The 22304-nt window shown below is 39.2% G+C and carries 24 protein-coding genes, 1 tRNA gene and 2 pseudogenes; 9 read left to right on the forward strand and 18 right to left on the reverse strand.

The window, feature by feature from the left end; all coding sequences use genetic code 11:
• The first annotated feature begins 172 nt into the window (after positions 1 to 172).
• The 3 genes from ACIPUA_RS07650 to ACIPUA_RS07660 are packed head-to-tail and all read left to right on the forward strand — an operon-like array spanning position 173 to position 1278.
• A complete protein-coding gene (locus tag ACIPUA_RS07650) occupies positions 173 to 373 on the forward strand; it encodes a type II toxin-antitoxin system CcdA family antitoxin (protein WP_238563506.1) in 201 nt (66 codons plus the stop codon).
• Positions 373 to 681: a CcdB family protein gene (locus tag ACIPUA_RS07655; protein WP_129465771.1), complete on the forward strand. Its 309-nt coding sequence runs from the start codon at positions 373 to 375 to the stop codon at positions 679 to 681. The genes ACIPUA_RS07650 and ACIPUA_RS07655 overlap by 1 nt, the downstream gene beginning before the upstream one ends.
• Positions 682 to 696: 15 nt before the next feature.
• On the forward strand, positions 697 to 1278 hold the full coding sequence (locus ACIPUA_RS07660; protein WP_449059529.1) for a hypothetical protein: 582 nt from the start codon (positions 697 to 699) through the stop codon (positions 1276 to 1278).
• Positions 1279 to 1298: 20 nt separating this feature from the next.
• On the opposite strand, the gene ACIPUA_RS07665 is transcribed toward ACIPUA_RS07660, so the two are convergent.
• From ACIPUA_RS07665 to flhD, 13 genes are all read right to left on the reverse strand, one after another.
• The gene (locus tag ACIPUA_RS07665; protein WP_042844276.1) at positions 1299 to 1598 is read right to left on the reverse strand and encodes a helix-turn-helix transcriptional regulator; all 300 of its coding nucleotides are present in this window, start codon (positions 1596 to 1598) and stop codon (positions 1299 to 1301) included.
• 215 nt (positions 1599 to 1813) lie between these two features.
• A complete protein-coding gene (locus tag ACIPUA_RS07670) occupies positions 1814 to 2452 on the reverse strand; it encodes a protein phosphatase CheZ (RefSeq protein ID WP_042844277.1) in 639 nt (212 codons plus the stop codon).
• 24 nt (positions 2453 to 2476) lie between these two features.
• A complete protein-coding gene (gene cheY, locus ACIPUA_RS07675) occupies positions 2477 to 2869 on the reverse strand; it encodes a chemotaxis response regulator CheY (RefSeq protein ID WP_034782834.1) in 393 nt (130 codons plus the stop codon).
• Between the two features lie 39 nt (positions 2870 to 2908).
• Complete coding sequence (locus tag ACIPUA_RS07680; protein ID WP_042844278.1) at positions 2909 to 3976, reverse strand: protein-glutamate methylesterase/protein-glutamine glutaminase; 1068 nt, start codon at positions 3974 to 3976, stop codon at positions 2909 to 2911.
• Positions 3976 to 4812, reverse strand: coding sequence for a CheR family methyltransferase (locus ACIPUA_RS07685; RefSeq protein WP_042844279.1), 837 nt, complete (start codon positions 4810 to 4812; stop codon positions 3976 to 3978). The genes ACIPUA_RS07680 and ACIPUA_RS07685 overlap by 1 nt, the downstream gene beginning before the upstream one ends.
• A 150-nt stretch (positions 4813 to 4962) precedes the next feature.
• Positions 4963 to 6531 carry a methyl-accepting chemotaxis protein gene (locus ACIPUA_RS07690; RefSeq protein ID WP_042844281.1) on the reverse strand — a complete coding sequence of 523 codons (1569 nt, stop codon included), beginning with the start codon at positions 6529 to 6531 and terminating at the stop codon, positions 4963 to 4965.
• A 116-nt stretch (positions 6532 to 6647) separates the two neighbouring features.
• Positions 6648 to 8333: a methyl-accepting chemotaxis protein gene (locus ACIPUA_RS07695; protein ID WP_042844282.1), complete on the reverse strand. Its 1686-nt coding sequence runs from the start codon at positions 8331 to 8333 to the stop codon at positions 6648 to 6650.
• Positions 8334 to 8437: 104 nt separating this feature from the next.
• Complete coding sequence (cheW, locus tag ACIPUA_RS07700) at positions 8438 to 8935, reverse strand: chemotaxis protein CheW (protein WP_042844283.1); 498 nt, start codon at positions 8933 to 8935, stop codon at positions 8438 to 8440.
• Between the two features lie 16 nt (positions 8936 to 8951).
• Positions 8952 to 11018: a chemotaxis protein CheA gene (gene cheA / locus ACIPUA_RS07705; protein ID WP_042844284.1), complete on the reverse strand. Its 2067-nt coding sequence runs from the start codon at positions 11016 to 11018 to the stop codon at positions 8952 to 8954.
• A 103-nt stretch (positions 11019 to 11121) separates the two neighbouring features.
• Positions 11122 to 12039, reverse strand: a complete 918-nt coding sequence (gene motB / locus ACIPUA_RS07710; RefSeq protein ID WP_042844285.1) for a flagellar motor protein MotB — start codon at positions 12037 to 12039, stop codon at positions 11122 to 11124.
• Between the two features lie 7 nt (positions 12040 to 12046).
• The gene (motA, locus tag ACIPUA_RS07715; protein WP_042844286.1) at positions 12047 to 12934 is read right to left on the reverse strand and encodes a flagellar motor stator protein MotA; all 888 of its coding nucleotides are present in this window, start codon (positions 12932 to 12934) and stop codon (positions 12047 to 12049) included.
• Between the two features lie 96 nt (positions 12935 to 13030).
• Positions 13031 to 13621, reverse strand: coding sequence for a flagellar transcriptional regulator FlhC (gene flhC, locus ACIPUA_RS07720; RefSeq protein ID WP_042844287.1), 591 nt, complete (start codon positions 13619 to 13621; stop codon positions 13031 to 13033).
• On the reverse strand, positions 13618 to 13968 hold the full coding sequence (flhD, locus tag ACIPUA_RS07725) for a flagellar transcriptional regulator FlhD (RefSeq protein ID WP_042844288.1): 351 nt from the start codon (positions 13966 to 13968) through the stop codon (positions 13618 to 13620). Before flhD ends, flhC begins: the two co-directional genes overlap by 4 nt.
• A 1653-nt stretch (positions 13969 to 15621) precedes the next feature.
• Between flhD and ACIPUA_RS07730 the strand changes: the two genes are divergently transcribed.
• The gene (locus ACIPUA_RS07730) at positions 15622 to 16050 is read left to right on the forward strand and encodes an antitoxin HicB (RefSeq protein WP_042844289.1); all 429 of its coding nucleotides are present in this window, start codon (positions 15622 to 15624) and stop codon (positions 16048 to 16050) included.
• Between the two features lie 138 nt (positions 16051 to 16188).
• Here the strand turns inward: ACIPUA_RS07730 and ACIPUA_RS07735 are convergent, their stop codons facing one another.
• Both ACIPUA_RS07735 and ACIPUA_RS07740 read right to left on the reverse strand, forming a co-directional pair.
• Positions 16189 to 16401 carry an AAA family ATPase gene (locus ACIPUA_RS07735; protein WP_129465768.1) on the reverse strand — a complete coding sequence of 71 codons (213 nt, stop codon included), beginning with the start codon at positions 16399 to 16401 and terminating at the stop codon, positions 16189 to 16191.
• A gap of 92 nt (positions 16402 to 16493) precedes the next feature.
• Positions 16494 to 16850 (reverse strand): hypothetical protein, encoded by a 357-nt coding sequence (locus tag ACIPUA_RS07740; protein WP_042844291.1) that lies wholly within the window; start codon positions 16848 to 16850, stop codon positions 16494 to 16496.
• A gap of 352 nt (positions 16851 to 17202) precedes the next feature.
• Between ACIPUA_RS07740 and ACIPUA_RS07745 the strand changes: the two genes are divergently transcribed.
• Together ACIPUA_RS07745 and ACIPUA_RS07750 are read left to right on the forward strand one after the other, a co-directional pair.
• The gene (locus ACIPUA_RS07745) at positions 17203 to 17418 is read left to right on the forward strand and encodes a hypothetical protein (protein WP_048606782.1); all 216 of its coding nucleotides are present in this window, start codon (positions 17203 to 17205) and stop codon (positions 17416 to 17418) included.
• 1010 nt (positions 17419 to 18428) lie between these two features.
• The gene (locus ACIPUA_RS07750; RefSeq protein ID WP_449059530.1) at positions 18429 to 19571 is read left to right on the forward strand and encodes a hypothetical protein; all 1143 of its coding nucleotides are present in this window, start codon (positions 18429 to 18431) and stop codon (positions 19569 to 19571) included.
• A 46-nt stretch (positions 19572 to 19617) separates the two neighbouring features.
• Here the strand turns inward: ACIPUA_RS07750 and ACIPUA_RS07755 are convergent, their stop codons facing one another.
• Positions 19618 to 19773 carry a hypothetical protein gene (locus tag ACIPUA_RS07755; protein ID WP_155405751.1) on the reverse strand — a complete coding sequence of 52 codons (156 nt, stop codon included), beginning with the start codon at positions 19771 to 19773 and terminating at the stop codon, positions 19618 to 19620.
• 132 nt (positions 19774 to 19905) lie between these two features.
• Here ACIPUA_RS07755 and ACIPUA_RS07760 point away from each other — a divergent pair.
• Together ACIPUA_RS07760 and ACIPUA_RS07765 are read left to right on the forward strand one after the other, a co-directional pair.
• Positions 19906 to 20028, forward strand: a pseudogene (locus ACIPUA_RS07760) (integrase); the annotation flags it as partial.
• Positions 20029 to 20419: 391 nt separating this feature from the next.
• The gene (locus ACIPUA_RS07765; RefSeq protein ID WP_449059531.1) at positions 20420 to 21556 is read left to right on the forward strand and encodes a hypothetical protein; all 1137 of its coding nucleotides are present in this window, start codon (positions 20420 to 20422) and stop codon (positions 21554 to 21556) included.
• A gap of 46 nt (positions 21557 to 21602) precedes the next feature.
• On the opposite strand, the gene ACIPUA_RS07770 is transcribed toward ACIPUA_RS07765, so the two are convergent.
• Positions 21603 to 21863 carry a phage tail fiber protein gene (locus tag ACIPUA_RS07770; RefSeq protein WP_449059545.1) on the reverse strand — a complete coding sequence of 87 codons (261 nt, stop codon included), beginning with the start codon at positions 21861 to 21863 and terminating at the stop codon, positions 21603 to 21605.
• A 27-nt stretch (positions 21864 to 21890) separates the two neighbouring features.
• Between ACIPUA_RS07770 and ACIPUA_RS07775 the strand changes: the two are divergent.
• Positions 21891 to 22040, forward strand: a pseudogene (locus ACIPUA_RS07775) (integrase); the annotation flags it as partial.
• 14 nt (positions 22041 to 22054) lie between these two features.
• Here ACIPUA_RS07775 and ACIPUA_RS07780 read toward each other — a convergent pair.
• Positions 22055 to 22130 (reverse strand) — tRNA-Lys (locus tag ACIPUA_RS07780).
• Positions 22131 to 22304 lie beyond the last annotated feature (174 nt).

Consider the following 22304-nt stretch of genomic DNA (forward strand, 5'->3'; position numbering starts at 1 on the left):
GCATAGCATGACAGAGTGTAAGAAAATCAATGGTGGAAAATAGACACACTTCGAGGGGGTTATTTGCCCATTGAGCAATAAGCCAGCAATCTTGCGAATAGCTTCGCAAACATGAGCGCTCACTGAAGATAATCCTATATTTCGTATTAATAAAGAATAAAAAAACATCAGTATCACTGTAGCGCCTGAGCTCTGCGAACAAGCAAGGCGGGCTAAACTCAACTTATCTGCAATACTAACTTGTGCCTTACAAGCTGAATTAAAACGCCTAGAAGCACAAAAGTGGAAAAATGAAAATATCGAAGGTTTTAATCAATTAAATAGGAACAATGAAGAATACGGATTACTCTCAGATAAATACAAGGGTTTTTAATGCAATATTGCCTCTATCAAAATCGAGAAGATACAGTCAAACACCCATATTTACTGGACATTCAAAGTAATATTATTGATATATTGAATACTCTTTTAGTCATCCCGTTATTCGATAGCAGGCTAGCTAAAAAACCATTACCTACTTGCCTTAACCCCCAGTTATTTAGCAACGGGCAGGTGTTTGTTTTAATGACACACCAAATGGCTTGCGTCCCTCATTCATTATTAGGGAAAGAAATCGTTGACTTGAACTGCCAACAAAACACGATTAAACACGCAATTGACTTACTTATTGATGGCTTTTAACAATAAAAGGTTATTATGGATATTTGTCATCTTGTTGCCCCTGATATTCCCTTAGAAGATGCCCCTGATATTCCCTTAGAAGATGCCCCTAAGCATGCGCAGCACATACTTAATTGGCTAAAGCAACAAGGCATTATTGACCCACATTTTCAACATATTGAATATGGTGAAGTCATTTATCGCCCAACGCCCGCCTATAAAGAGCCAATTCTCTATGTTGTCAATGATGAGATAGTACCGACTCAATTACCTGAAGAGACATTAAAAAACTATTTAACTATCGTCACCGAACGCACCGTATTCCACGCAGGGGGAAATGGTCTTGGTATTTATTGCCCACAATGCGCCAAAGAACAAAGTGAACATAGTAACGCATGGGGCGATACCGTTTCCGATTGGTACGAAGGGAGACCTGAAATTCTTGGGTGTTTTAATTGCAACTTCAATGCCCCACTTTCCGGTTGGAATTTTGACCCACAATGGGCTTTTGGAAATTTAGGTTTTAGCTTCCATAATTGGGACATACAAGACTGCTTTATCGACCAACTAGAACAGGTGCTCGGCAGCAAAATCATCACGGTATATCAGCATGATTAATATTCGCTGTACCTTTCAACTTATTTGACCGTGACGCTCAGTGAAAGGCGCATGCCTAATGCATCTGCATACTTTAGTAATGTGCCAAGCTTAGGGTCAAATTGCCCTTTTTCTAAACGTGAAATATTTTGCTTTTGCGTTTTCATTTTTTCAGCGATTTGGACTTGGGTTAAATTATTGGCAATGCGGGCTAATTTAAGCTGGTTAATCATCTCTTTGCGTATTTCTAATTCTATATAAGGTGATTCAATATCAGTCTCATTATGTTGTTCTGTTTCAGTGTCCCTGACTATAGTAGAGATTAAATCGTTATTTATCATTACAATACCCCCTATACTCTAAATAACTCAAGTTAGCGCTAGCCAATAAATGAACTCGTCGATAAAGCCTCTATCAACAAAGTGACTAAGGTGAATGAATGTAGTCAACAGCGCAGCCGCTTGCAGTCTGATGAAGATATAATCAACTAAATTGAAGCTACTCTAGCAGGATGACTATTAGGGTAGCTCCATAAACAAAGGCTTAAAATGTTCGGTTAGAAACCGAGTTCATCAAGAAGATCATCAACCTGTGACTGTGATGCCATTACGTTCACACCTTCTTTATTAATTTGAGGCCCATTGAGCAAACCTTCATTTTGCGTTTTGACGCGCATTTCTGGTGGCGTATTCTCCATCAACAAAGCCAGTAATTGTTTTTCCGCTTCTTCAACAACTTCCATCATTTTTTTGATGACTTGCCCTGTTAAATCTTGGAAATCTTGCGCCATCATAATTTCAAGTAGTTCAGCTTTAGTCGTTTCGCTGTCTTGGATCACTTGGCTTAAAAATGCCTCTGTTGATTGTCGCAATTGAGCCGGGACAGCATCATTTTCCGCTTCTTGCCATTGCTGTTGTAACGCTTGTGCGTTTTTATTCATATCAACTTGTAATGGCTTGATAACATCAATGCCATTTAACGTTTTTTCTGCTGCTTGCGCAGTCATTTGAGCAATATAACGTAACCTATCTTTACCATCAGGAATGCTGGCAACCGCCTGTTGAACACTTTTTTCAAGACCAAGCTCTCGCATGCTCTCTCTTAGCGTTCTCATTAAGGTACCAATCCGCGTAATGACTTGTTTTAAATCATCATTACCATTGCGATTGCTCCCGATACCACACTGTTCTGTCATGACAATCTCCTTTGGTATACGCGTTTATTGCAGACCCATTTTTTCAAAAACTTTATTTAATTTTTCTTCCAAGATAGCTGCGGTAAACGGCTTAACCACATAACCACTTGCTCCTGCTTGTGCGGCTGCAATAATATTTTCCTTTTTGGCTTCTGCGGTGACCATTAGAACTGGAATATGTTTCAGGGCATCATCACCACGGATAGTTTTAAGCAGTTCTAAACCATCCATATTTGGCATGTTCCAATCTGCAACAACAAAATCGATATTGCCTGTGCGGATCTTCTCTAATGCATCAACGCCGTCTTCTGCTTCTTCTATTTTATTAAACCCGAGCTCTTTTAATAAGTTACGGACGATACGACGCATTGTAGAAAAATCATCGACAACCAAAAAACTGAGATCTTTAGCGGCCATAACCACTCCTTCAAAAAACAATTGTGAATTTCTGCATCGTTAAACCGACACAGAAGAAAGTCTTGCTAAAACGCTAGGGGCAATTTTAAGAATATCTTGCACCTCATCCGCCGCATCCATTTCTATCGCAGCACGCGGCATACCAAATACAACGCAACTACTTTCGTTTTGCGCATAAGTGATAGCCCCCTGCTGGCGTAAATTAAGTAGCCCTTTTGCCCCATCCATTCCCATTCCTGTCAGCAAAATGCCAATACATTTTCGGCCAACACACTGGGCAACAGAATCAAATAACACATCAACAGATGGGCGATGGCGGTTAACCGGCTCACTCTGTTGCAAAATGACTTGAAAACCTTTGCCTTTATCTGCAATTAGCATATGTGAGTCGCCAGGAGCAATGTACGCATGGCCTTTTTGCAGCAATTCGTTGTGTTCCGCTTCTTTGACTGTCAACACGCAAAGTTTATTTAGTCTTTCAGCAAACGAGCGAGTAAACCCTGCGGGCATATGCTGGGTGATCACTACGGGCGGGCACTCTTTAGGGAGCATTTCAAGAAATTGACGTATCGCCTCTGTCCCCCCAGTCGATGCACCAACCGCAATGACTCGGCTATTACAAACATATGGAGACAAAGCTTTAGCCTGTGAAATCGGCTCTGTAACTTTTTTCTCTGCACGCGTAAAACGACTGCGCTGTGTAATTTTTGACATCGCCGCTGCACGAATTTTTTCACCAATCACATCGCGATAACTGATCATCGTTTCACGGATACCAATTTGCGGTTTGGTGACAAAATCTACCGCGCCTAATTCCAGTGCTTTTAACGTCACTTCGGAACCTTTAGAGGTTAATGTCGAAACCATGACGACGGGCATTGGGTGTAAACGCATTAATTTTTCTAAGAAATCAATACCATCCATACGTGGCATTTCGACGTCTAGCGTAATGACATCAGGCTCATGTTGTTTAATTAAGTCACGTGCAACATAAGGATCTGGTGCGGTATCCACCACTACCATGTCTTCATGACTATTAATAATTTCGCGCATTAATTGACGCATCAGTGCTGAGTCATCCACACATAGCACTTTAATTTTTTTCATTACCCCCTCCTCGCAGCTTGCAAGCTGTAGACGGTTTGCCCTTTAATCACAAAACTTTGCGATAACTGAGATAAATTTTCTGAATGTCCAATAAATAACAAACCATCTGGCTTAAGCAATGGAACAAAACGCTCTAGCATTTTCATTTGCATTTCTTTATCAAAATAAATCATGACATTACGGCAAAAAATAGCGTCAAAACGATGCTGTAATTGCCAGTCATGGTCGCTAAGATTTAAGTAACGAAATTCAATCATTTGCCGTAATGCGGGTTTCACTCGGGCATAGCCATCAAACTCACCAACACCTTTCATAAAATAGCGCTGTCGCTGTAATGCACTTAGGTTCTTCAACTCTTCAATGCGGTATACACCCTGCTTAGCTCTTTCCAAGACTTCAGTGTCAATATCACTAGCAATCACTTTGGCATTAACAGCATTAGGCCCCAGAACATCACTCAGTGTCATGGCGATAGAGTAGGGTTCCTCACCAGTCGAAGAAGCTGCACACCAAACATTAATAGGGCTGTTTTTCCGTGTACGGATAAACTCCGCCAGCGTCACAAAATGATGCGGTTCGCGGAAAAAGGCCGTTAAATTGGTGGTTAAAGCATTTACAAAAGCTTGCCACTCTGGATGCTGAGGTTCACGCTCTAACATCCGCAAATAATCCGAAAAATTGCCGATATTACAATCCCTTAACCTCTTTAATAGCCGGTTATAGACCATATTTTTTTTATTCATGGTAAGGACAATGCCTGATTTTTTATGAATAAATCGACAAACCCGACTAAACTCATCATCAGTCAGTGGTTCCACCTGTGGTACAAAAAGCATCGTACTTGTCGTCCTATTCAATAAAAACCCAGAAGCAGCCGGATATTCAGGCTGCTCTTGATGGCGGAGGAAATGAAAATTGTGTTTCACTTCCTCAGCCGAAAACCAATAAATTGATTCACTTAAAACTGTAAATTAAAACTCATCTACTCAACGTCGAATTCGCTGAGTCCCATTTTCGGGGAGTTCAAAGAACGCAACGGTATCAACTAAGTTGTTGGCCTGATCTTCTAAGGCAGCAGTAGCACTAGTAGATTGTTCCACTAAAGCTGCGTTTTGCTGGGTGACAAGATCCATTTGGCTTACAGCGGTAGCTACTTGCTCAATACCCCGACTTTGTTCATTTGAGGCTGAAGCAATATTTCCCATCAATTCAGTAACTTGGTTAACAGCTGCAACCAACTCACTCATTGTGGTACCCGCTTCATTCACTAATTGAGAACCTTGACTTACACGGCCCACGGACTCATCAATAAGAGTTTTAATTTCTTTGGCGGCTTCGGCACTGCGCTGGGCTAAGGCCCTAACCTCCCCTGCAACAACAGAGAAACCTCGCCCTTGTTCACCCGCTCGCGCAGCTTCAACAGCAGCATTTAGCGCTAAGATGTTAGTTTGGAAAGCAATACCATCAATCACACTAATAATGGCACTGATTTTTTGAGAGCTGTTTGCAATCGACGTCATGGTATCGATGACATCTTCTGTAATTTCGCCCCCTTTCGTTGCCGTCTTAGAAGCACTCACCGCCAATTCACTCGCCTGACGCGCGTTGTCTGCGTTTTGCTTAACCGTTGCTGTCAGCTCTTCCATACTAGCCGCCGTTTCTTCCAAAGATGCGGCTTGCTGCTCAGTACGTGAGGATAAATTATTATTGCCTAAAGCAATTTCGCGGATACCCGTATACATTTGGTCGGTATTTGAACGCAGCGCTGTCACTGATGTGACTAAAGACTCTTGCATTTGCTTTAACTTGCCAAAAACCTCGCCAATTTCATCACCCGTTTTCACTTCGATAGTTTGGTTTAATTTCCCATCTGCGACTAATGCAAAGTGTTCTCCCATACTTTTAAGAGGAGTGATTACCTTGCGTTTCATCCAATAGTGGGCAAATGCGATGACTACTATGATGATCACGATAACAGAGATAAATGAGCTCCAAGCGAAGGTGTTGTACATCCTTGCCGCAGATAAAGACTCTTCATTCTCGATTTTCAGTAAATCGAGGTAATCGCGAATCCCTGCTTCAAGTTGTTCTTGGTTTTCTTGAGCGGGTAAGGCAATGTAAGCTGGAACATCTTTATTATCTAAATGCGTTTTTAACGCTTTTAATGTGATAACAAAAGCTTGGTACCTTTCATCCAGCGCCGCGAGGTTCTCTTCTTCACTAAGGATTGGCTGGTTTTTAAATTCGGTGTAATCTTTAGCCGCTTCCGCTAGTAAATTATCGAATGTCACCTGTGTTTCTTCTATCAGAGGCTCATGCCCCCCAACTTTATTCAGTAATGCAATTTGCGTCAGGCTGTTACGTGCCTGCATTAAGTGTTTATTCGTTTCTTCTAATAGTGCACGCTTATTTGACCCTAAATCGATGCGTTCCAATGAATTTAATTCACTAACAACTATTCCAACAGAAACCCCGCTAGACACGATCTGCATCCCACAAAATAAAATGAGAAGTAGATATAAACTCACTGAAATCCGGATATTTTTACCAAACATTGAAATCCCCACTTGTGCCAGCTAAGAGAACTGATCGCCTAATACATTGCCTTGTTTTCTAATGCACAGAAACGCTGCAAAACCGAAGCTTTGCAGCGTAAAACTGAGCTTAATCGTTAGAAAGTTTCCCAATTGTCATCATCTTTATGTTCCTTCGATGATATTTTTGTTAAATCCGGCGTTTTAACGATATTCGAAACCGTTCTTTCTGCCGGTTTAATATTACGTATTTCACTTTGTTTTAATGGTGGTAAGCGGAAGATAGAAATCAATTGCGACAGTTTCGCGACTTGTTCTTCCAATACATTGGCAGCAACTGCCGATTGCTCAACTAAAGACGCGTTTTGCTGTGTGACTTTATCCATTTCGGCTACGGCGATGCTGACTTGGGCAATCCCTTTGCTTTGCTCATCGGAAGCCGTTGCAATATGAGTCATAATGTCTGTCACACGGGTAACCGATTCGACAATTTTAGTCATTGTCTCACCTGCGTCTTCGGCTTGGCGTGCCCCGGTATCCGTTCTTGATACTGAATCTTCAATAAGCGTTTTAATTTCTTTTGCCGCATCCGCACTACGCTGAGCTAAGTTACGCACTTCATCGGCAACGACTGCAAACCCGCGCCCATGCTCACCCGCTCGTGCAGCTTCTACTGCTGCATTCAATGCTAAGATATTGGTTTGGAAGGCAATGCTGTCAATGACGGCGGTAATATCAGAAATTTTTTGCGAGCTATCCGCAATGTTCAACATGGTACTCACCACATTGGAAACAACCTTACCGCCCTCTTTCGCAATAACCGATGCTTGGCTAGCAAATTCACTGGCTTGATGTGCATACTCAGTGTTTTGTTTCACCGTTGCCGTCAGCTCACTCATACTGGCAGAAGTCTCTTCCAAGCAAGCTACTTGTTGCTCTGTTCGTGCAGATAAATCATTATTACCCGCAGCAATCTCAGTAGTGCCTTGGTAAATAGTTTCGCTACCATCCAATACGCCACGCACTGTATTAATCAACTCCTGCTGCATGTGCTGGACACCATTCGCCAACTCACCAATTTCATTGTTCGCCGTTGTGGTTATATTTGGCGTCAAATCCCCTGAAGCAAAGACTTGAATTCGTTGGTTTAATAAACTGAGAGGTTCAATAATTCCCTTACGAACATAGCGATAACTGAAGAAACCAATAAAGGCTAACGCAATCGATAACGTCATCAACATATATAATGACTGGCGATAATTATTGTCTGCATTTACGACTTCGGCTTGAAAGTCAGAGGAGATATCAGCAAAGTATGCGTTAAATTGCTCTTCAAATTTCACTTGATGCCCTGAGGTTCTATGGGCATAAAAACCTTCTAAATCACCTTTTTCTGCATATTCACCTAGCTTAATTAGTGCATTTCGGTAGGTTTCATAAGTGTTAAAAAGCTGTTCAAATTTGGCTTTATCATAATCCGAACTTTGCATTAGCTTCTTATAACGGTCATAAGCACCATCCGCCGCTTTGAAGTTATTTTTCGCAGCCTTAATCAGCTCTTCATTGGTGGCATCGTCTTGAATTTTGCGCCCTTCTAATAAATAAGCGTTAATTGACCGATTTAAATTAGCTCGAGCTTGTAATAAATTAACCCAACTTTCTGTTAAGACTTGCCTTTGGCGTTGTAATGAATTCAAGTAATTTATACTGTCGCTGTTATCGCCCAGTTTGGTAAACATCAAACCACTGGATACCAGCTGCAGTAAAATAAAGATAAAAATGACGGACAAAAGTCCTGATACGATTTTAATTCGACTGTACATGACGTTTTACTAACATAATTTTGTTGTATTTTGGATATCGGTCATCAAGCCAAAAACTTTAGCCAATGACTTATTATTATTTGCACAAATAGTTAGGCTGAGAATTACTCAGCCATGCTGTCAATTAGTGCCATTTCATCGCTTGTTAGTAACTTTTCAATATCGACTAATATCAACATACGGTCATTAACTGTCCCAAGACCTGTTAAATATTGTGTCGATAAGGTCACTGCAAAATCAGGTGGCGGTGCGATTTGTTCTTCATTTAATACCAGCACATCAGAAACACCATCCACAACAATTCCAACGACTCGGTCTTTTAAATTCACCACAATGACAACGGTATTATCGTTATACACCACGTTTTCATGGGAGAATTTCACGCGTAAATCAATAATAGGGATAATCACACCACGTAAATTGGTCACGCCCTTAATAAAATCTGGTGTATTCGCGATACGAGTAACCTGCTCATAGCCACGAATTTCCTGCACTTTTAAAATTTCAATGCCGTACTCTTCTTCACCTAAAGTGAAAATAAGATAGCCTTCGCCGTTCTTTTCTTCTTCGTGTTTATTTAAATCATCATCTAACATAGACATGGTGTATGGCCTCTATTTAGTGCACGACAGGTTGAGAAACCTGTTGTTTCTTTTTAATCAAAATGCTGTTATTCATTCTTTGCAGCTCGGCCACATCTAAAATCAATGCAACAGAGCCATCGCCCATAATTGTTGCTGCAGAAATACCTGGGATCTTGCGATAATTACTTTCAATATTTTTCACCACCACTTGTTGTTGTCCTACTAGCTTGTCAACTAATAAGGCAAAGCGATGACCTGCATTTTGGATAATCAACACAATGCTGTTATCTAAATGGCGTTCAGCCCCGTCAATTGAAAAAACATTATGTAATTCAACGAGTGGTAAGTATTCTCCACGCACAAGCAACATTTTTTCTTCACCCGCTAAACGGTAAATATCTTCCTGACGTGGTTGTAATGTGCTGATGATGGCGCTTAACGGCACGATAAATACGTCTTCCGCAACTTTTACGGACATACCATCGAGAATAGCCAAAGTTAAGGGGAGTAAAATACGGATGATTGTCCCTTTACCTTCGGTGAAACCTATCTGAATACGCCCTCCCATGTCTTGAATGTTCCGCTTAACAACATCCATTCCAACACCCCGACCAGAGACATCCGTCACGACCTCAGCAGTTGAAAAACCGGGTGCCATAATCAGCATGGCTACTTCATCATTGCTCATCCCGTCATGCACATTCATGCCTTGAGACTTGGCTTTTGCCAAAATGCGTTCACGGTTTAACCCCGCACCATCATCACGAACTTCAATGCAAATATTGCCGCTCTGATGTGCCGCAGCCAACGTTAATGTGCCAGCTTCTGGTTTACCATTGGCTAACCGAACTTCTGGTTTTTCAATTCCGTGATCAAGACTATTGCGTACCAAATGATTTAGCGGGTCAACAATCCGCTCTATTAAGCTTTTATCTAGCTCCGTGGAGCTACCTTCCACTTTGAGTTCGATTTTTTTGCCTAATTTCGATGCAATATCGCGTACCATGCGAGGAAAACGGCTAAAGACATAATCCATTGGCATCATGCGAATAGACATAACAGATTCTTGTAATGCCCGTGAATTCCGCTCTAATTGCACAATCGAACTTAATAAATCGCTGTATTCGTTTTGGTCTACTTGCTGGCTATGTTGCGTCAACATAGATTGGATAATGACTAGCTCGCCAACTAAGTTAATCAGTTGGTCAACTTTTTCGACTGCAACACGAATACTGCTAGAGTCCCCTTTGGGTTTAGCTACAGCAGGTTTTTTCGATGTATTCGTTGTTACAGCAGTAGCCGGTGATGTGGCTACTGGCTTAGTTTCTTCCTTCGGCTCAACAACGTTGGCGTTGGCTTGGTTGTCAGGTTCACTAGCAGTGATTTTTTCAGGAGCAACAGCCTGGCAGTCGCTAAAAGAGACCGTTTGATGAGTAATTTGTGACTCGTCAACCACAAAACATAATACGCCACAAATATCATCAATATCTGTATTAGTTCCAAGCCAAGCCTGTAGGCTATCAGCGGTTTTTTCAGTGTGGTACAGATTGCCAAATAAACTTAATTCATCGGCAAGTAAATCAACTTCACTTTCTTTTAGTTGATTTAATGTGATCATAAAATAGTGTGAAAACTCGCCTTGTGACGTGGCCGTTTCTGCAATCTCAGTTTCAACTAATTGTTCCGTTTGCGATGGAGCTAGCTCAGTGACCTCCTCAGCATGGTTTTCAACCCGGCTAAGGACCTCGCAAATCCGCTTAAATGTTTCCTCATCAGGTAAAGAATCATTTTTATACGCATCTAACTGTGACGCCATTACATCTTTTGCATCAAGAAATACGTCAATGATGTCAGGTGTGAGCGTTAACTCATCATGACGCGCTTTATCCAGCAAGTTTTCCAATGTATGAGTGGTGTTTTGCAACTGAGTGAAACCAAAGGTTGCAGCTCCTCCTTTTATTGAATGGGCACTGCGGAAAATGGCATTTAGCTGTTCGCTGTCCGGGTCAAAAGGATCAAGCTCAAGTAAATGTTGTTCCATATCCCTGAGCAACTCATCGGCTTCATCGAAAAATGTTTGATAAAACTCGGTAATATCCATGGTTTTTATCCAGTTTCGCTTAGGTTTCACTTAACGCTGTCTGCCGGAATGACCGGCAGACAACTAAACAAATCATGTAATAAATTCAAATTACTATGATTTATCACGGTATTTTTACCGCAGATATTTCATCCACAATGGGGTCAGACGATATTTTTTGCGGTTTATTCAGCACATCGTTGATGGGTTTTGCCCCACTGTATTCACGTAATATTTGTTTTGCATCTTCATCATTTAACACGATAATGCTTATCCGGCGGTTAATAGGTGCAAGTCCATCTTCGGTATCTAAATGGATTGCAGATGCCATTCCTACAACTCGTAGTACCTTGTTTTCATCCATCCCTCCACGAATTAACTCACGACGAGAAGCGTTTGCTCGGTCAGATGACAGCTCCCAGTTACTATAATTTGCCCCATTAGCATAAGGTAAATCATCCGTATGACCGGAAATGCTGATACGGTTTGGGACATCATTCAGAAGCGGTGCAATCGCACGTAGGATATCGCGCATATAAGGCTCAACAGTGGCAGACCCCACTTTAAACATGGGTCGATTTTCACTATCAACAATTTGGATACGTAAACCATCATTAATCATATCAATGAGCAAATGTGGTTTTAATTCGTTCAAACGAGGGTCTTTTAAAATGGCTTGTTCAAGGGACTTTTTTAATTTTTCAAAGCGATAATTTGCGTCACCGTCAATAATATTGTTTGGTTCTGGCATCACATCCCCTTCGCGGAAAATAGGGTCTTTACCACCACCGGGAATTGGGTTTGTAGCATCCCCACTTTTTTTACCTGGGTTAATTGCGGTACTTAATGGGGTGCGAAAATACTCAGCAATCTGAGTCAGTTCCTGAGGACTTGAAATTGAGATCAGCCACATCACGAGAAAGAACGCCATCATTGCAGTCATAAAATCGGCATAAGCAATTTTCCATGAACCGCCATGGCCACTTTGCCGATGTGAATTACGCTTTTTAACTCGGATAATATGAGGAGTATTGGCTGCCATCCTAATGCTACTCCTCAGTCGTTTCTTGTGTGCGAGCGCCTACTTTCACCTCACGAACTCTATCCTCAAGTTCAACAAAGGAAGGTCTATCTACGCTAAAGAGTACTTTACGACCAAACTCAACGGCGATTTGCGGCGCATAACCTTGTAATGCTGAAAGAAAGGTCACCTTAATGCACTCCATCATTTTCAGTTGTTCGCTACTACGCTGCCTAATCAGTGCTGCTAATGGCAGAATAAATCCGTAAGCGACTAAAATACCTAAAAATGTCCCAACCATTGCATGGGCAATTAAAGCGCCTAACTCTCCCGCAGGACGGTCGGCCGAGCCAAGCGCATTCACCACGCCTAAAACTGCAGCAACAATCCCGAATGCAGGCATCGAGTCTCCAACCATGTTTAAACCTGAAGCTGGGACTTCATTTTCTTGACGAAAGGTTTCTAATTCTTCATCCATTAACGCCTCAATTTCATGGCTTTGTAAGTTACTACTTACCATCAGACGCAAATAATCCACCACAAACATCATGGTTGTTTCATCTTTTAAAATACGAGGGTATTGGGAAAAAATTTCACTTTCTTGCGGGTTCTCAATATCTTTCTCAAGGGCAAGTAACCCTTGTTGACGTGATTTATTGAGTAATTGAAATAACAACGCCATTAAATCCATCGACATGGTTTTGTTATAAGAAGAACGGCGAAAGAGTTTTGGTAATACTTTGCACAAAGCGATGATAGATTTGCCACTGTTACCAACAACAAACGCACCTAAACCTGCGCCTAAAATAATGACAAATTCAGCTGGTTGATATAACGCACCTAAATGGCCACCGACCATTATATATCCGCCAATAACCGCTACTGTAACAATGAGATACCCGATGAGTATTAACACAATATTCCCTTTCACTCCGTTGGTTAACAGATGGCAGTCAAAGGGAATTTTGGAAATGACAGGCAAAAAGCTTTGCCTGTTGACCAATCAATCCAATTACATTACCGCTTTAGTAATGCCATCCTGTCGATATACCGTAATATCGGCTAGATGCTCGGAAAGTTTACGTTTTTTTATTGCTCTTGATGGCGGCTGGCATAAACTGCAAGTGAAACTGTTTTCAGGGATATGTGCATAAGTAATAAATGACCCATGGCAACAACTGCATTGTGAACTTTGCAACATGCCACTTTCAACAAAACGGACAAGCGTCCAAGCACGCGTTAAAGCTAACAAAGGTTCCTGATCAGGCTCTGGAATACATTGCTCAAGGTATAACCGATACGCTTTTAATATGGCATCAACCCCTTTGCATTGGCCACTTTTGAGTAAAAATTGATAAGCATTATAAAACATGGATGAATGAATATTTTGCTCCCATGTCATAAACCAATCTGTCGAAAAAGGTAGCATTCCTTTTGGTGGAGGGCAGCCTCTTAGCTCTTTGTACAAACGAACTAATCGGCCACGACTGATTTGAGTTTCGCTTTCTAACATTTGAAGACGAGCCCCTAAAGAGATTAACTCCATTGCTAAGCGAATATCATTCGCTTCTTTAACAATACTTTTCTCAGCTGCGGTACTCATCTTTTTCTCGCTATTTCATTGTCGCCTTCATTATGCGTTTGCAATAATCGGGTCGAAAGTAAGATACCTGTATGAATTTGTTGCAATTCATCCACCCTTGAATCACGAGTTAGCTTTTCTATCGTATCGCTATTCTCAAATCTAAACTGACAGATTAGCTGGTTTGTTTCTGCTAATTTGACTAATTGAGGAAGCGTGAGTTCTGCTAAAGTAGTTGCCATTGCATCAGAGATACCTAAACGGAACATCGCAGAGGCTTTCTCTTGAGAGATGAGTTTTTGGGCTAATAGCAAATATGAGAGGTTAATATCGTATATATGCTTCAGAAAATCTGTCGTCGAGCTCATTTTTTTTCCTTTACGAATATTTATCAACATCTGTGTGCAAAAAGAACAAATATGAATTTGAAAGTATTGTGTGTAGCCAAATTATTAAATATAAAAAGTAATTAAATTGGGTATATGTATTCCATTACTTTCCCATGTTGTCCATTGGTGAATACCCAGTTTGGAGTATAAAAACACAAAGTTTCAAACTTAAATTAAATACATTTCCTGAATACCTACAACAATAAAGAATGACTAGAAAGTTAGCATTTTCAGTAAAAGTCAGAATTTGCCGATGTCATTATTAGTCGTCAATTATTATGCACCACTAAATTAACTATTCAAGGTACTTATGTTTCTTTTTGTACCATTGGGGCGATTACCCATTAATTCATTAAATAATCTTTATTATTTCTTTATCTTCTTTCATCTTATCCCAAATATCTACAACATTTTGAATCAACCTAAGGTAAATGGCAGGATTTTAATCAATCTGTTCACTCTCCTTATGTGATAACTAAGCAATAAAAACCAATCACAACATCAAAACCAACATATTGATCCAAATCAAGGTTTGGTATTGAGAAACTGAATTGTTGAAATTACATTTAAGTCAATATCGGCATAAGGGGAATAAAATTTAGTCATTAATTTTCAATGTGTTTAATTGAAAAACGAACCATCATTCAAAATTATTCAATCGTGTATAGATAAAAAATAATTATATTGTCATACATATTATCGCCACTCCACACAAATTTCATTAGAATCATTAAACATTGTCTATTATATAGTCACATCATAATATTAATAAAATTAATTAACTTTGTGAGTATTGTATATAATCAATCATTCATTTAACTTAAAATTTATTGTTATATATTTTTGTTTATTTTATATTTTCAGTAATCATCTTGTTATTACTTCATTAAAGTCTATTTTTGTATTAATTCGATTTTATTTTTCTATTTAAATAGTCGAATATTTATTTTTTTTAATAAAATGATCAACCTACGATAACTAATCTCTTTTATCATTTTGAGAAAAAATAGAGGTTTCAATTAAGAACATTCTGTTCAGGATATGTTTTTTGTATCATTTTAATATACTCAAAATATGATCAAAATAATTGCCGATAAACACATTTTTACTGGTAACAATACTTATTTTTTTAAATGGCACCCAACTGTATACTGCCCACCTAATAACTATATGTTATTATTTACAAAGATTACTATATACTTTTATTTTAACTAATGGTGCTGACTAAAAACCAAATCTAAGTAAACCCCGTAATTCAATAACAACAACAATAAAAATAAATTAATTTTATTTAAAATAATTCAGTTAAAATAATGCTTATAAAAGATACAAATTTTGCTGCATTTTAAGCTTAAAAATATTGTTAAGTTTGTGACCTAATTCACATATATTTCTTGTCTTTCTTAATAGTTTCCGAATAAAACTATTCCGCTATTGATACATTTGTGTTAAGGCGACCATATAAAAAATTATCGGCCTTCCCATCAGGTTTTTAGCTAGTCTGTTTTTCCTTGGCCTACCTTATAATGGTTAGAGTTAAGCATACAAACTCGGAAGTCATGTGTTATCCCTTGTTTTACCCTCAAGCAAATGCAACACTTCCTCCCTCATTAAAAAAGCAAAAGGAAAGGTATGTTTACTTATCAAGCAACAGTCGAGTTTGTCGAGGAAGAAGGAGCATATGAAATCAGTTTTGCTGATTTTCCTGATCTTCAAGGTGTGAGCTATTGTAGAGAAGATGTTGAATTAGAAGCCCAAGAAATATTATTAGCCACTTTTGCAGAGTATATTGAAGGGAAAAAACGAATACCTACGCCAACTCAACCAACTGAGAATGCATTCACTGTCTACCTACCAATAACTTGCTGCCTAAAAATTGCCTTACATAATGCGATGCTAGATTCAAAAATTCAACGACTCGATATCGCTCGTAGGTTAAATATCAATGCGCAGCAGATAGAACGCTTACTCGATATCCATTATGCTTCTAAGCTCGATATTTTAGAGCAAGCTTTGTATTTATTAGGTTATGAAGCCTCAGTCACCGTCACCCCAAGGTAGTATTGAGGCCATTCATATTGGCGTATTGAAATATAATTGTATGGTTTAACTGGTGGTTTTCACCACCAGAAAATCACTTGTTTTAGTGATAAAAGAAAGGTTTATAACATACAGTTTTAAAAAACACTTAACAAAAAGTTAGTACCTATCAAAAACACCATAATCTGGTTTTTCACCTCTCATCACTGCTCTTTGTTGTTCATGTACAGCTTCTCTATCTATTCTTTTTTGTTCAGATGTGCGCTGATCTTTATGTGGCTTTGGCCATGTTGATTTATTCGCTTCAAAACTAGGATTAAATGTACACCCAGCAATCAAAAAAGAACAAAAAAGTGAAGAAATAAGTTTCATTAAGTCTATTTACCTAAGCGCGTATTAGAAGAAGCAAAACTTATCAGAATTAGAATATCACAACAAGATTGAAAGGTAGGTGTAGCCAGTTATTAAGGCACTATAGGTAGTTGGGTAATAACTAGTTGGGTTTCACTTTGCTTATGACACTCCACCCTATCCCCATCTTTATATATAAAATAATAACGCTTATTGTCACCTAGGGTTTTAATCAAAGAATCACCGTTTAAAAAATCGTAGATATTATATCTTGCATCTTCCTTGCGATACCGGATAGTCGGTCGCGATACAAAAAACTCGCTTCCCCATTTCAAAGTGGTAATTAAATAATTCGTATGTAGCACTGTCATTATTCCACGATCAGGGCAATCCAGTTGATAGGTTTTCATCGCATAAGTAGGTAAACTCATACTGTACAGTAATACAAAAATAGTGATTACCTTTGCCATTTTTACTCCGTAGGTTAGCTTATTGCTCGCATTTCAAGTTAAGCTAACTAGGTTCCTATCTACGTTGTTACAACACAAACATAAAAAACTGATATTCAATACAAGAAAAATGCGTAAAAACTATTTTTCTTATCAAAAAACACCCTCAACCCTGTGTAACATTCTCCAATGCAGCAACAAATTCAGTTAGCTTCGCCTAGATATCTCATACTTTTTTAAACAATCTTTGACTTATCGGTGGGCATTATTTTTTATAGGCTACAACCGTCCCCTCATAGAATATTAAAAAATCATTTTTGGCATAATTATTCACCTTGATGAATCCTACTCTATATGTTTATTGAAGTACGCAATGAAACTGACAGCAATAGACCATGTACATGTGTATGTCGATGGCCTTGACGATGCCATAAAATGGTATAAAGACATTTTATTTTTTGAAGTAACGCCTAAATTTAAGTTTTGGTTTGACCTAGGTGGGCCATTAGTCATCAACAACAATGATGTTCACCTACCCTTATTTAAAAGAACAATCAAAATATTGGTAACACAATCGCTTTTAGCGTAAACAAAGTGACTTTGTTAAGATTTATGGAACATTTGAAACATTGCAATGTTTCAATCTCTGCGGTTGACCATGATGTGTTTATATCTATCTACTTTACTGACTCATATAGTAATATGATATGAAATCATAACGTATAAGCACTTTACGCTATAAAGTTTAAACCGATTAAAAAGCTAACAGAGGTAGTGGAAATTGCGTCCCATAACGGTACACTTAACAATACTTGAAAATGATTTAAAGATCACTTAGTCCCAACCACGTCCCATTACTTTTGTGTCACAATTTATCACAGCCACTTACTCACCCATTTTCTTCTCCTATATTGCTGGTGCTCAGTTGCATTAATTAAAATAGTGAGCCACCTCACAAAGAGTTAGTGTTCATCTATGTTTTCTATAAAACTGAGACAGAAAGCAAAATTATTCATACCAACGAGCTTATATCCCACAAAAAATAAATGTAATAACCTGATATATAAAATAAAAAAAGCAATCCACATTAGGCTTTCTTAATATGAGTTCAGTATTCAAGGTATCAAATCTAAAGGTGGGATGAGTTATAAAAAATAAAAAGCTCGGTGAATTTATTAAATCCTTGCGGATAGCCCAAAATATCTCAACTAAAGAAATGATAAAATACCTAGACGTGCTTGAAACTAAATATATTCAATATGAAAATGGAAAATAATCAATATTCGTAGATGACCTATCCATGATAACAGGTATTCTGGATGTGAGTATTCAAGACTTATTGGATGCATATAGCAAGTAAAGTCACTCTCTGCGGCTTTTTTCTATCTTATTACACAAAGTGTCATATTCACTAATACACTCAGAACACACATTGCTGAACGGATAAAAAATATAACTCTACTCTTACCCATTATAAATGTATCCATTACTTACAAATGCTAATACAAATTCTCTCTTAGCATTTCGTTATATGCTCTACAATACACTATTATACTTATTTTACGCTTATATTGACTTTCTACAGCAGGCATAACGAATATGAAAAAAGCATTACTCTTGCTCAGTACCTTATTAACCCTATCCACACAGAGTCATGCCATTGATTTAAAAGTGCCGGTTGGTGCAACTGGATATTTAGGAGAGGTTGTTCCTCCTGTTGCAGTAACTACAGCTTATCTTTCTACCAGAGCTGATCTTGCCCCCAATGAAGACAATTATTCATTCGTCTCTTCTCAAGAGTATTCTTCATTCTCATTACCCTATTACGATGAAATAGGCGCAACGGGCATCCCCTTTTTGAACTTGGATGACATTGAGGGTCCGGCGATCGTTCTCACCATCAATGGAACCTTAAACGCGCAATTTATGCGCTATGATGGGTCAATACAGCATGTTTCAGCAACCTACAATAGGTCAAAAGCCACCTCATTAAATGGGCTTTATATTTACAATAGTTCCTATGCAAAAGGGGATACTAACTTAGGAATAAACCCCAAAAGTGGGCAAAAAAACTTCTTTAAAGCTACAGGCATGCAAGAACCATCAAACCCAAAAAACCCAGCCATATTTACTGTATCAAGTTATTCTGCTTATGCTGTTGGCGGTAAGTTAAAACCGGGGACATATCAATTATTCCCATTTTATAATAGTATCCGTTTATCGGCTAGCTCCTATGGAGGCTCCCGCAGTAATCCCCCATTATTTACTCAAACTGATGGCGTCACAATCACCGCACTCAAAGCGTGCAGAGTCACCCCTATAACACAAACTGATATTACTTTTCCAACACAATTAAGTCAGAATTTCCCGACACCGAAAAAATTAGCCAGTAACCTAGCGTCTATACAGGTAAACTGTAACGAGGCCGGAAAGGAAGGCTTTTTAACGTTATCCCCCGGGAATGCACTGGTGGAAAATAGCACCACGGGAATGGTGTTAACGAGTAGCACTGCTAATACTGTAGCAGACTTGCCTTATATCACCACATCATTAAGCTCTCAAAGTGATACTGTTTGTAATGCTAACTCATCTGACGCAATTTCATACTTAAACAGCCACTCGTTATCAACGCTTCCTAGCCAAAACTTTATTAAGTCGTTATATTTTAATTTATGCGCTCTAGGCAATGTTAAGCCGGGCTCCTACAAAGGGCATGTGAATGTCTCTATTTTGATAGAATAAGTTGATTAAACCAATGCGCCAGCTTAAGTCGTTGGCGCATTAATTTTTATTGTTGCTCTACCTGTTCTGCCGCTTCCTGCTCTGCACTTCCCGCCTCTTCCGCAACACGTTTAGCTTCTTCTTCCGCTAATCGCTCTGCTTCTAGCTTAGCGAGCCTCTCAGCCTCAGCTTGCTTTTGATTGTAGAGTAAGTTACTAGGCATATTTACACACACGTCAATCCAGTGACCATTTGGAATATCGCAAGGGCCTCGCTTTCTAATTCGTCGCCGTTTTCGTTTTGGTACTCGGGATAAGTGGTGATGCAGTCAAGCCCAATCTATCATGGGGATTTCGGGTGGGAAAACATTAAAATGGTTCTACGATATGCACACTTAACACCAGATCACTTAGCCAAACACGCCAAGCAAATTGATACAATATTTAATGCTCACGTCCCAAATGGTACGCATAAGTAACGCAACCAACACCTAACTTATTGAAAAACTTGGTGGGTTGTGGGGGGCTCGAACCCCCGACCTAATGATTAAGCGTTTTCATTTCCATAATTAACCATTTGATTTAAGGGATTAATTAGCTTTCACACTCACATATTCGTGCCAGATAGTGACATTCTAGTGACACTATACTGATACGCCAGTAAATTCCACTCTCATTTTTGTGTCACAATTTGGCACAGTCTCCTCTTCACCTGCTTTCAATATAATTCCATTCTTACTCATTATAAATGTATCCATTACTTACAAATGCTAATACAAATTCTCTCTTAGCACTTCGTTATATGCCCTACAATACACCATTACACTTATTTTACGCTTATATTGACTTTCTACAGCAGGTATAACGAATATGAAAAAAACATTACTCTTGCTCAGCACCTTATTAACCCTATCCACACAGAGTCATGCCATTGAATTAAAAGTGCCGGTTGGTGCAACTGGATATTTAGGAGAGGTTGTTCCTCCTGTTGCAGTAACTACAGCCTACCTTATAACAATCACGACGCTTGAAGCCAATACTGATTATTATGGACTTAGCATCACTGAACGCAATGTCGTTTCAGGGTTACCCTATTATTCTGAAATAGGCACAACGGGTATTCCCTTTGTCAACGAAAACGACCCTAAAGGTCCGATGATTGTACTTACTGTCAATGGAGCCTTAAATGCACAATTTAAGCGCGATTATGGGGCAATGCAACATGTTTCCGCAACCCTCAATAAGACAAAAACAACCTCATTGAATGGACTTTATATTTACAATAATCCCTATCAAAAAGCAGAGAGCTCTTGGGGGATAAACCCGAGAAGTGGCAGTAAAAAATTTTTTAAACCTACAGGTATTAATGGTAGTCAAAACGCATCGGTCTTTACTGTATCAAGTTATTCTGCTTATGCTGTTGGCGGTAAGTTAAAACCGGGAACATATAAATTACGCTCAACTATTAACTCGGTAGCTTTGCGAGCTACATCTTCTGGCGTAACTAGTGAAAGTCGACCCGTTTTATTTACTCGCGGTGATAACTTCACTATCACCGCACTCAAAGCGTGCAGAGTCACCCCTATAACACAAACTGATATTACTTTTCCAACACAATTAAGCCAGAATTTCCCGACACCGAAAAAATTAGCCAGTAACCTAGCGTCTATACAGGTAAACTGTAACGAGGCCGGAAAGGAAGGCTTTTTAACGTTATCCCCCGGGAATGCACTGGTGGAAAATAGCACCACAGGAATGGTGTTAACGAGTAGCACTGCTAATGCTGTAGCAGACTTGCCTTATATCGCCACATCATTAAGCTCTCAAAGTGATACTGTTTGTAATGCTAACTCATCTGACGCAATTTCATACTTAAACAGCCACTCGTTATCAACGCTTCCTAGCCAAAACTTTATTAAGTCGTTATATTTTAATTTATGCGCTCTAGGCAATGTTAAGCCGGGCTCCTACAAAGGGCATGTGAATGTCTCTATTTTGATAGAATAAGTTGATTAAACCAATGCGCCAGCTTAAGTCGTTGGCGCATTGATTTTTATTGTTGCTCTACCTGTTCTGCCGCTTCCTGCTCTGCCCTTTCCGCTTCTTCCGCAACACATTTAGCTTCCTCTTGCGCTAATCGCTCTGCTTCTAGCTTAGCGAGTCTCTCAGCTTCAGCTTGCTTTTGATTGTAGAGTAAGTTACTAGGCATATTTACACGCACGTCAATCCAGTGACCATTTGGAATATCGCAAGGGCCTCGCTTTCTAATTCGTCGCCGTTTTCGTTTTGGTACTCGGGATAAGTGGTGATGCAGTCAAGCCCAATCTATCATGGGGATTTCGGGTGGAAAAACATTAAAATGGTTCTACGATATGCACACTTAACACCAGATCACTTAGCCAAACACACCAAGCAAATTGATACAATATTTAATGCTCACGTCCCAAATACGTCCCAAATGGTACGCATAAGTAACGCAACCAACACCTAACTTATTGAAAAAATTGGTGGGTTGTGGGGGGCTCGAACCCCCGACCTAATGATTAAGAGTCACCTACTCTACCAACTGAGCTAACAACCCAATACGAAATATTTAACGCCCATCAATTGATACAGTCAATACTATTCTGCTATTTTTATTACCTAAGTTAAATTTTAGTTGCGAATGTTAAATTTAGGATAATTATAGTTCGAATAAACATCACTCCGGTTCCAGTAAGGTAACTTTTCCTTACTCTAATTGAGATTTATGTCA

The sequence above is a fragment of the Providencia sp. AGC89 genome, from assembly GCF_053543535.1.

Coding starts and splice junctions, on each gene's coding strand:
- ACIPUA_RS07655 (WP_129465771.1), top strand. CDS start 373: ATGCAATATTGCCTCTATCAAAATCGAGAAGATACAGTCAAACACCCA.
- ACIPUA_RS07660 (WP_449059529.1), top strand. CDS start 697: ATGGATATTTGTCATCTTGTTGCCCCTGATATTCCCTTAGAAGATGCC.
- ACIPUA_RS07665 (WP_042844276.1), bottom strand. CDS start 1,598: ATGATAAATAACGATTTAATCTCTACTATAGTCAGGGACACTGAAACA.
- ACIPUA_RS07670 (WP_042844277.1), bottom strand. CDS start 2,452: ATGACAGAACAGTGTGGTATCGGGAGCAATCGCAATGGTAATGATGAT.
- cheY (WP_034782834.1), bottom strand. CDS start 2,869: ATGGCCGCTAAAGATCTCAGTTTTTTGGTTGTCGATGATTTTTCTACA.
- ACIPUA_RS07680 (WP_042844278.1), bottom strand. CDS start 3,976: ATGAAAAAAATTAAAGTGCTATGTGTGGATGACTCAGCACTGATGCGT.
- ACIPUA_RS07685 (WP_042844279.1), bottom strand. CDS start 4,812: ATGCTTTTTGTACCACAGGTGGAACCACTGACTGATGATGAGTTTAGT.
- ACIPUA_RS07690 (WP_042844281.1), bottom strand. CDS start 6,531: ATGTTTGGTAAAAATATCCGGATTTCAGTGAGTTTATATCTACTTCTC.
- ACIPUA_RS07695 (WP_042844282.1), bottom strand. CDS start 8,333: ATGTACAGTCGAATTAAAATCGTATCAGGACTTTTGTCCGTCATTTTT.
- cheW (WP_042844283.1), bottom strand. CDS start 8,935: ATGTCTATGTTAGATGATGATTTAAATAAACACGAAGAAGAAAAGAAC.
- cheA (WP_042844284.1), bottom strand. CDS start 11,018: ATGGATATTACCGAGTTTTATCAAACATTTTTCGATGAAGCCGATGAG.
- motB (WP_042844285.1), bottom strand. CDS start 12,039: ATGGCAGCCAATACTCCTCATATTATCCGAGTTAAAAAGCGTAATTCA.
- flhC (WP_042844287.1), bottom strand. CDS start 13,621: ATGAGTACCGCAGCTGAGAAAAGTATTGTTAAAGAAGCGAATGATATT.
- flhD (WP_042844288.1), bottom strand. CDS start 13,968: ATGAGCTCGACGACAGATTTTCTGAAGCATATATACGATATTAACCTC.
- ACIPUA_RS07730 (WP_042844289.1), top strand. CDS start 15,622: ATGTTTACTTATCAAGCAACAGTCGAGTTTGTCGAGGAAGAAGGAGCA.
- ACIPUA_RS07735 (WP_129465768.1), bottom strand. CDS start 16,401: ATGAAACTTATTTCTTCACTTTTTTGTTCTTTTTTGATTGCTGGGTGT.
- ACIPUA_RS07740 (WP_042844291.1), bottom strand. CDS start 16,850: ATGGCAAAGGTAATCACTATTTTTGTATTACTGTACAGTATGAGTTTA.
- ACIPUA_RS07745 (WP_048606782.1), top strand. CDS start 17,203: ATGAAACTGACAGCAATAGACCATGTACATGTGTATGTCGATGGCCTT.
- ACIPUA_RS07750 (WP_449059530.1), top strand. CDS start 18,429: ATGAAAAAAGCATTACTCTTGCTCAGTACCTTATTAACCCTATCCACA.
- ACIPUA_RS07755 (WP_155405751.1), bottom strand. CDS start 19,773: ATGCCTAGTAACTTACTCTACAATCAAAAGCAAGCTGAGGCTGAGAGG.
- ACIPUA_RS07765 (WP_449059531.1), top strand. CDS start 20,420: ATGAAAAAAACATTACTCTTGCTCAGCACCTTATTAACCCTATCCACA.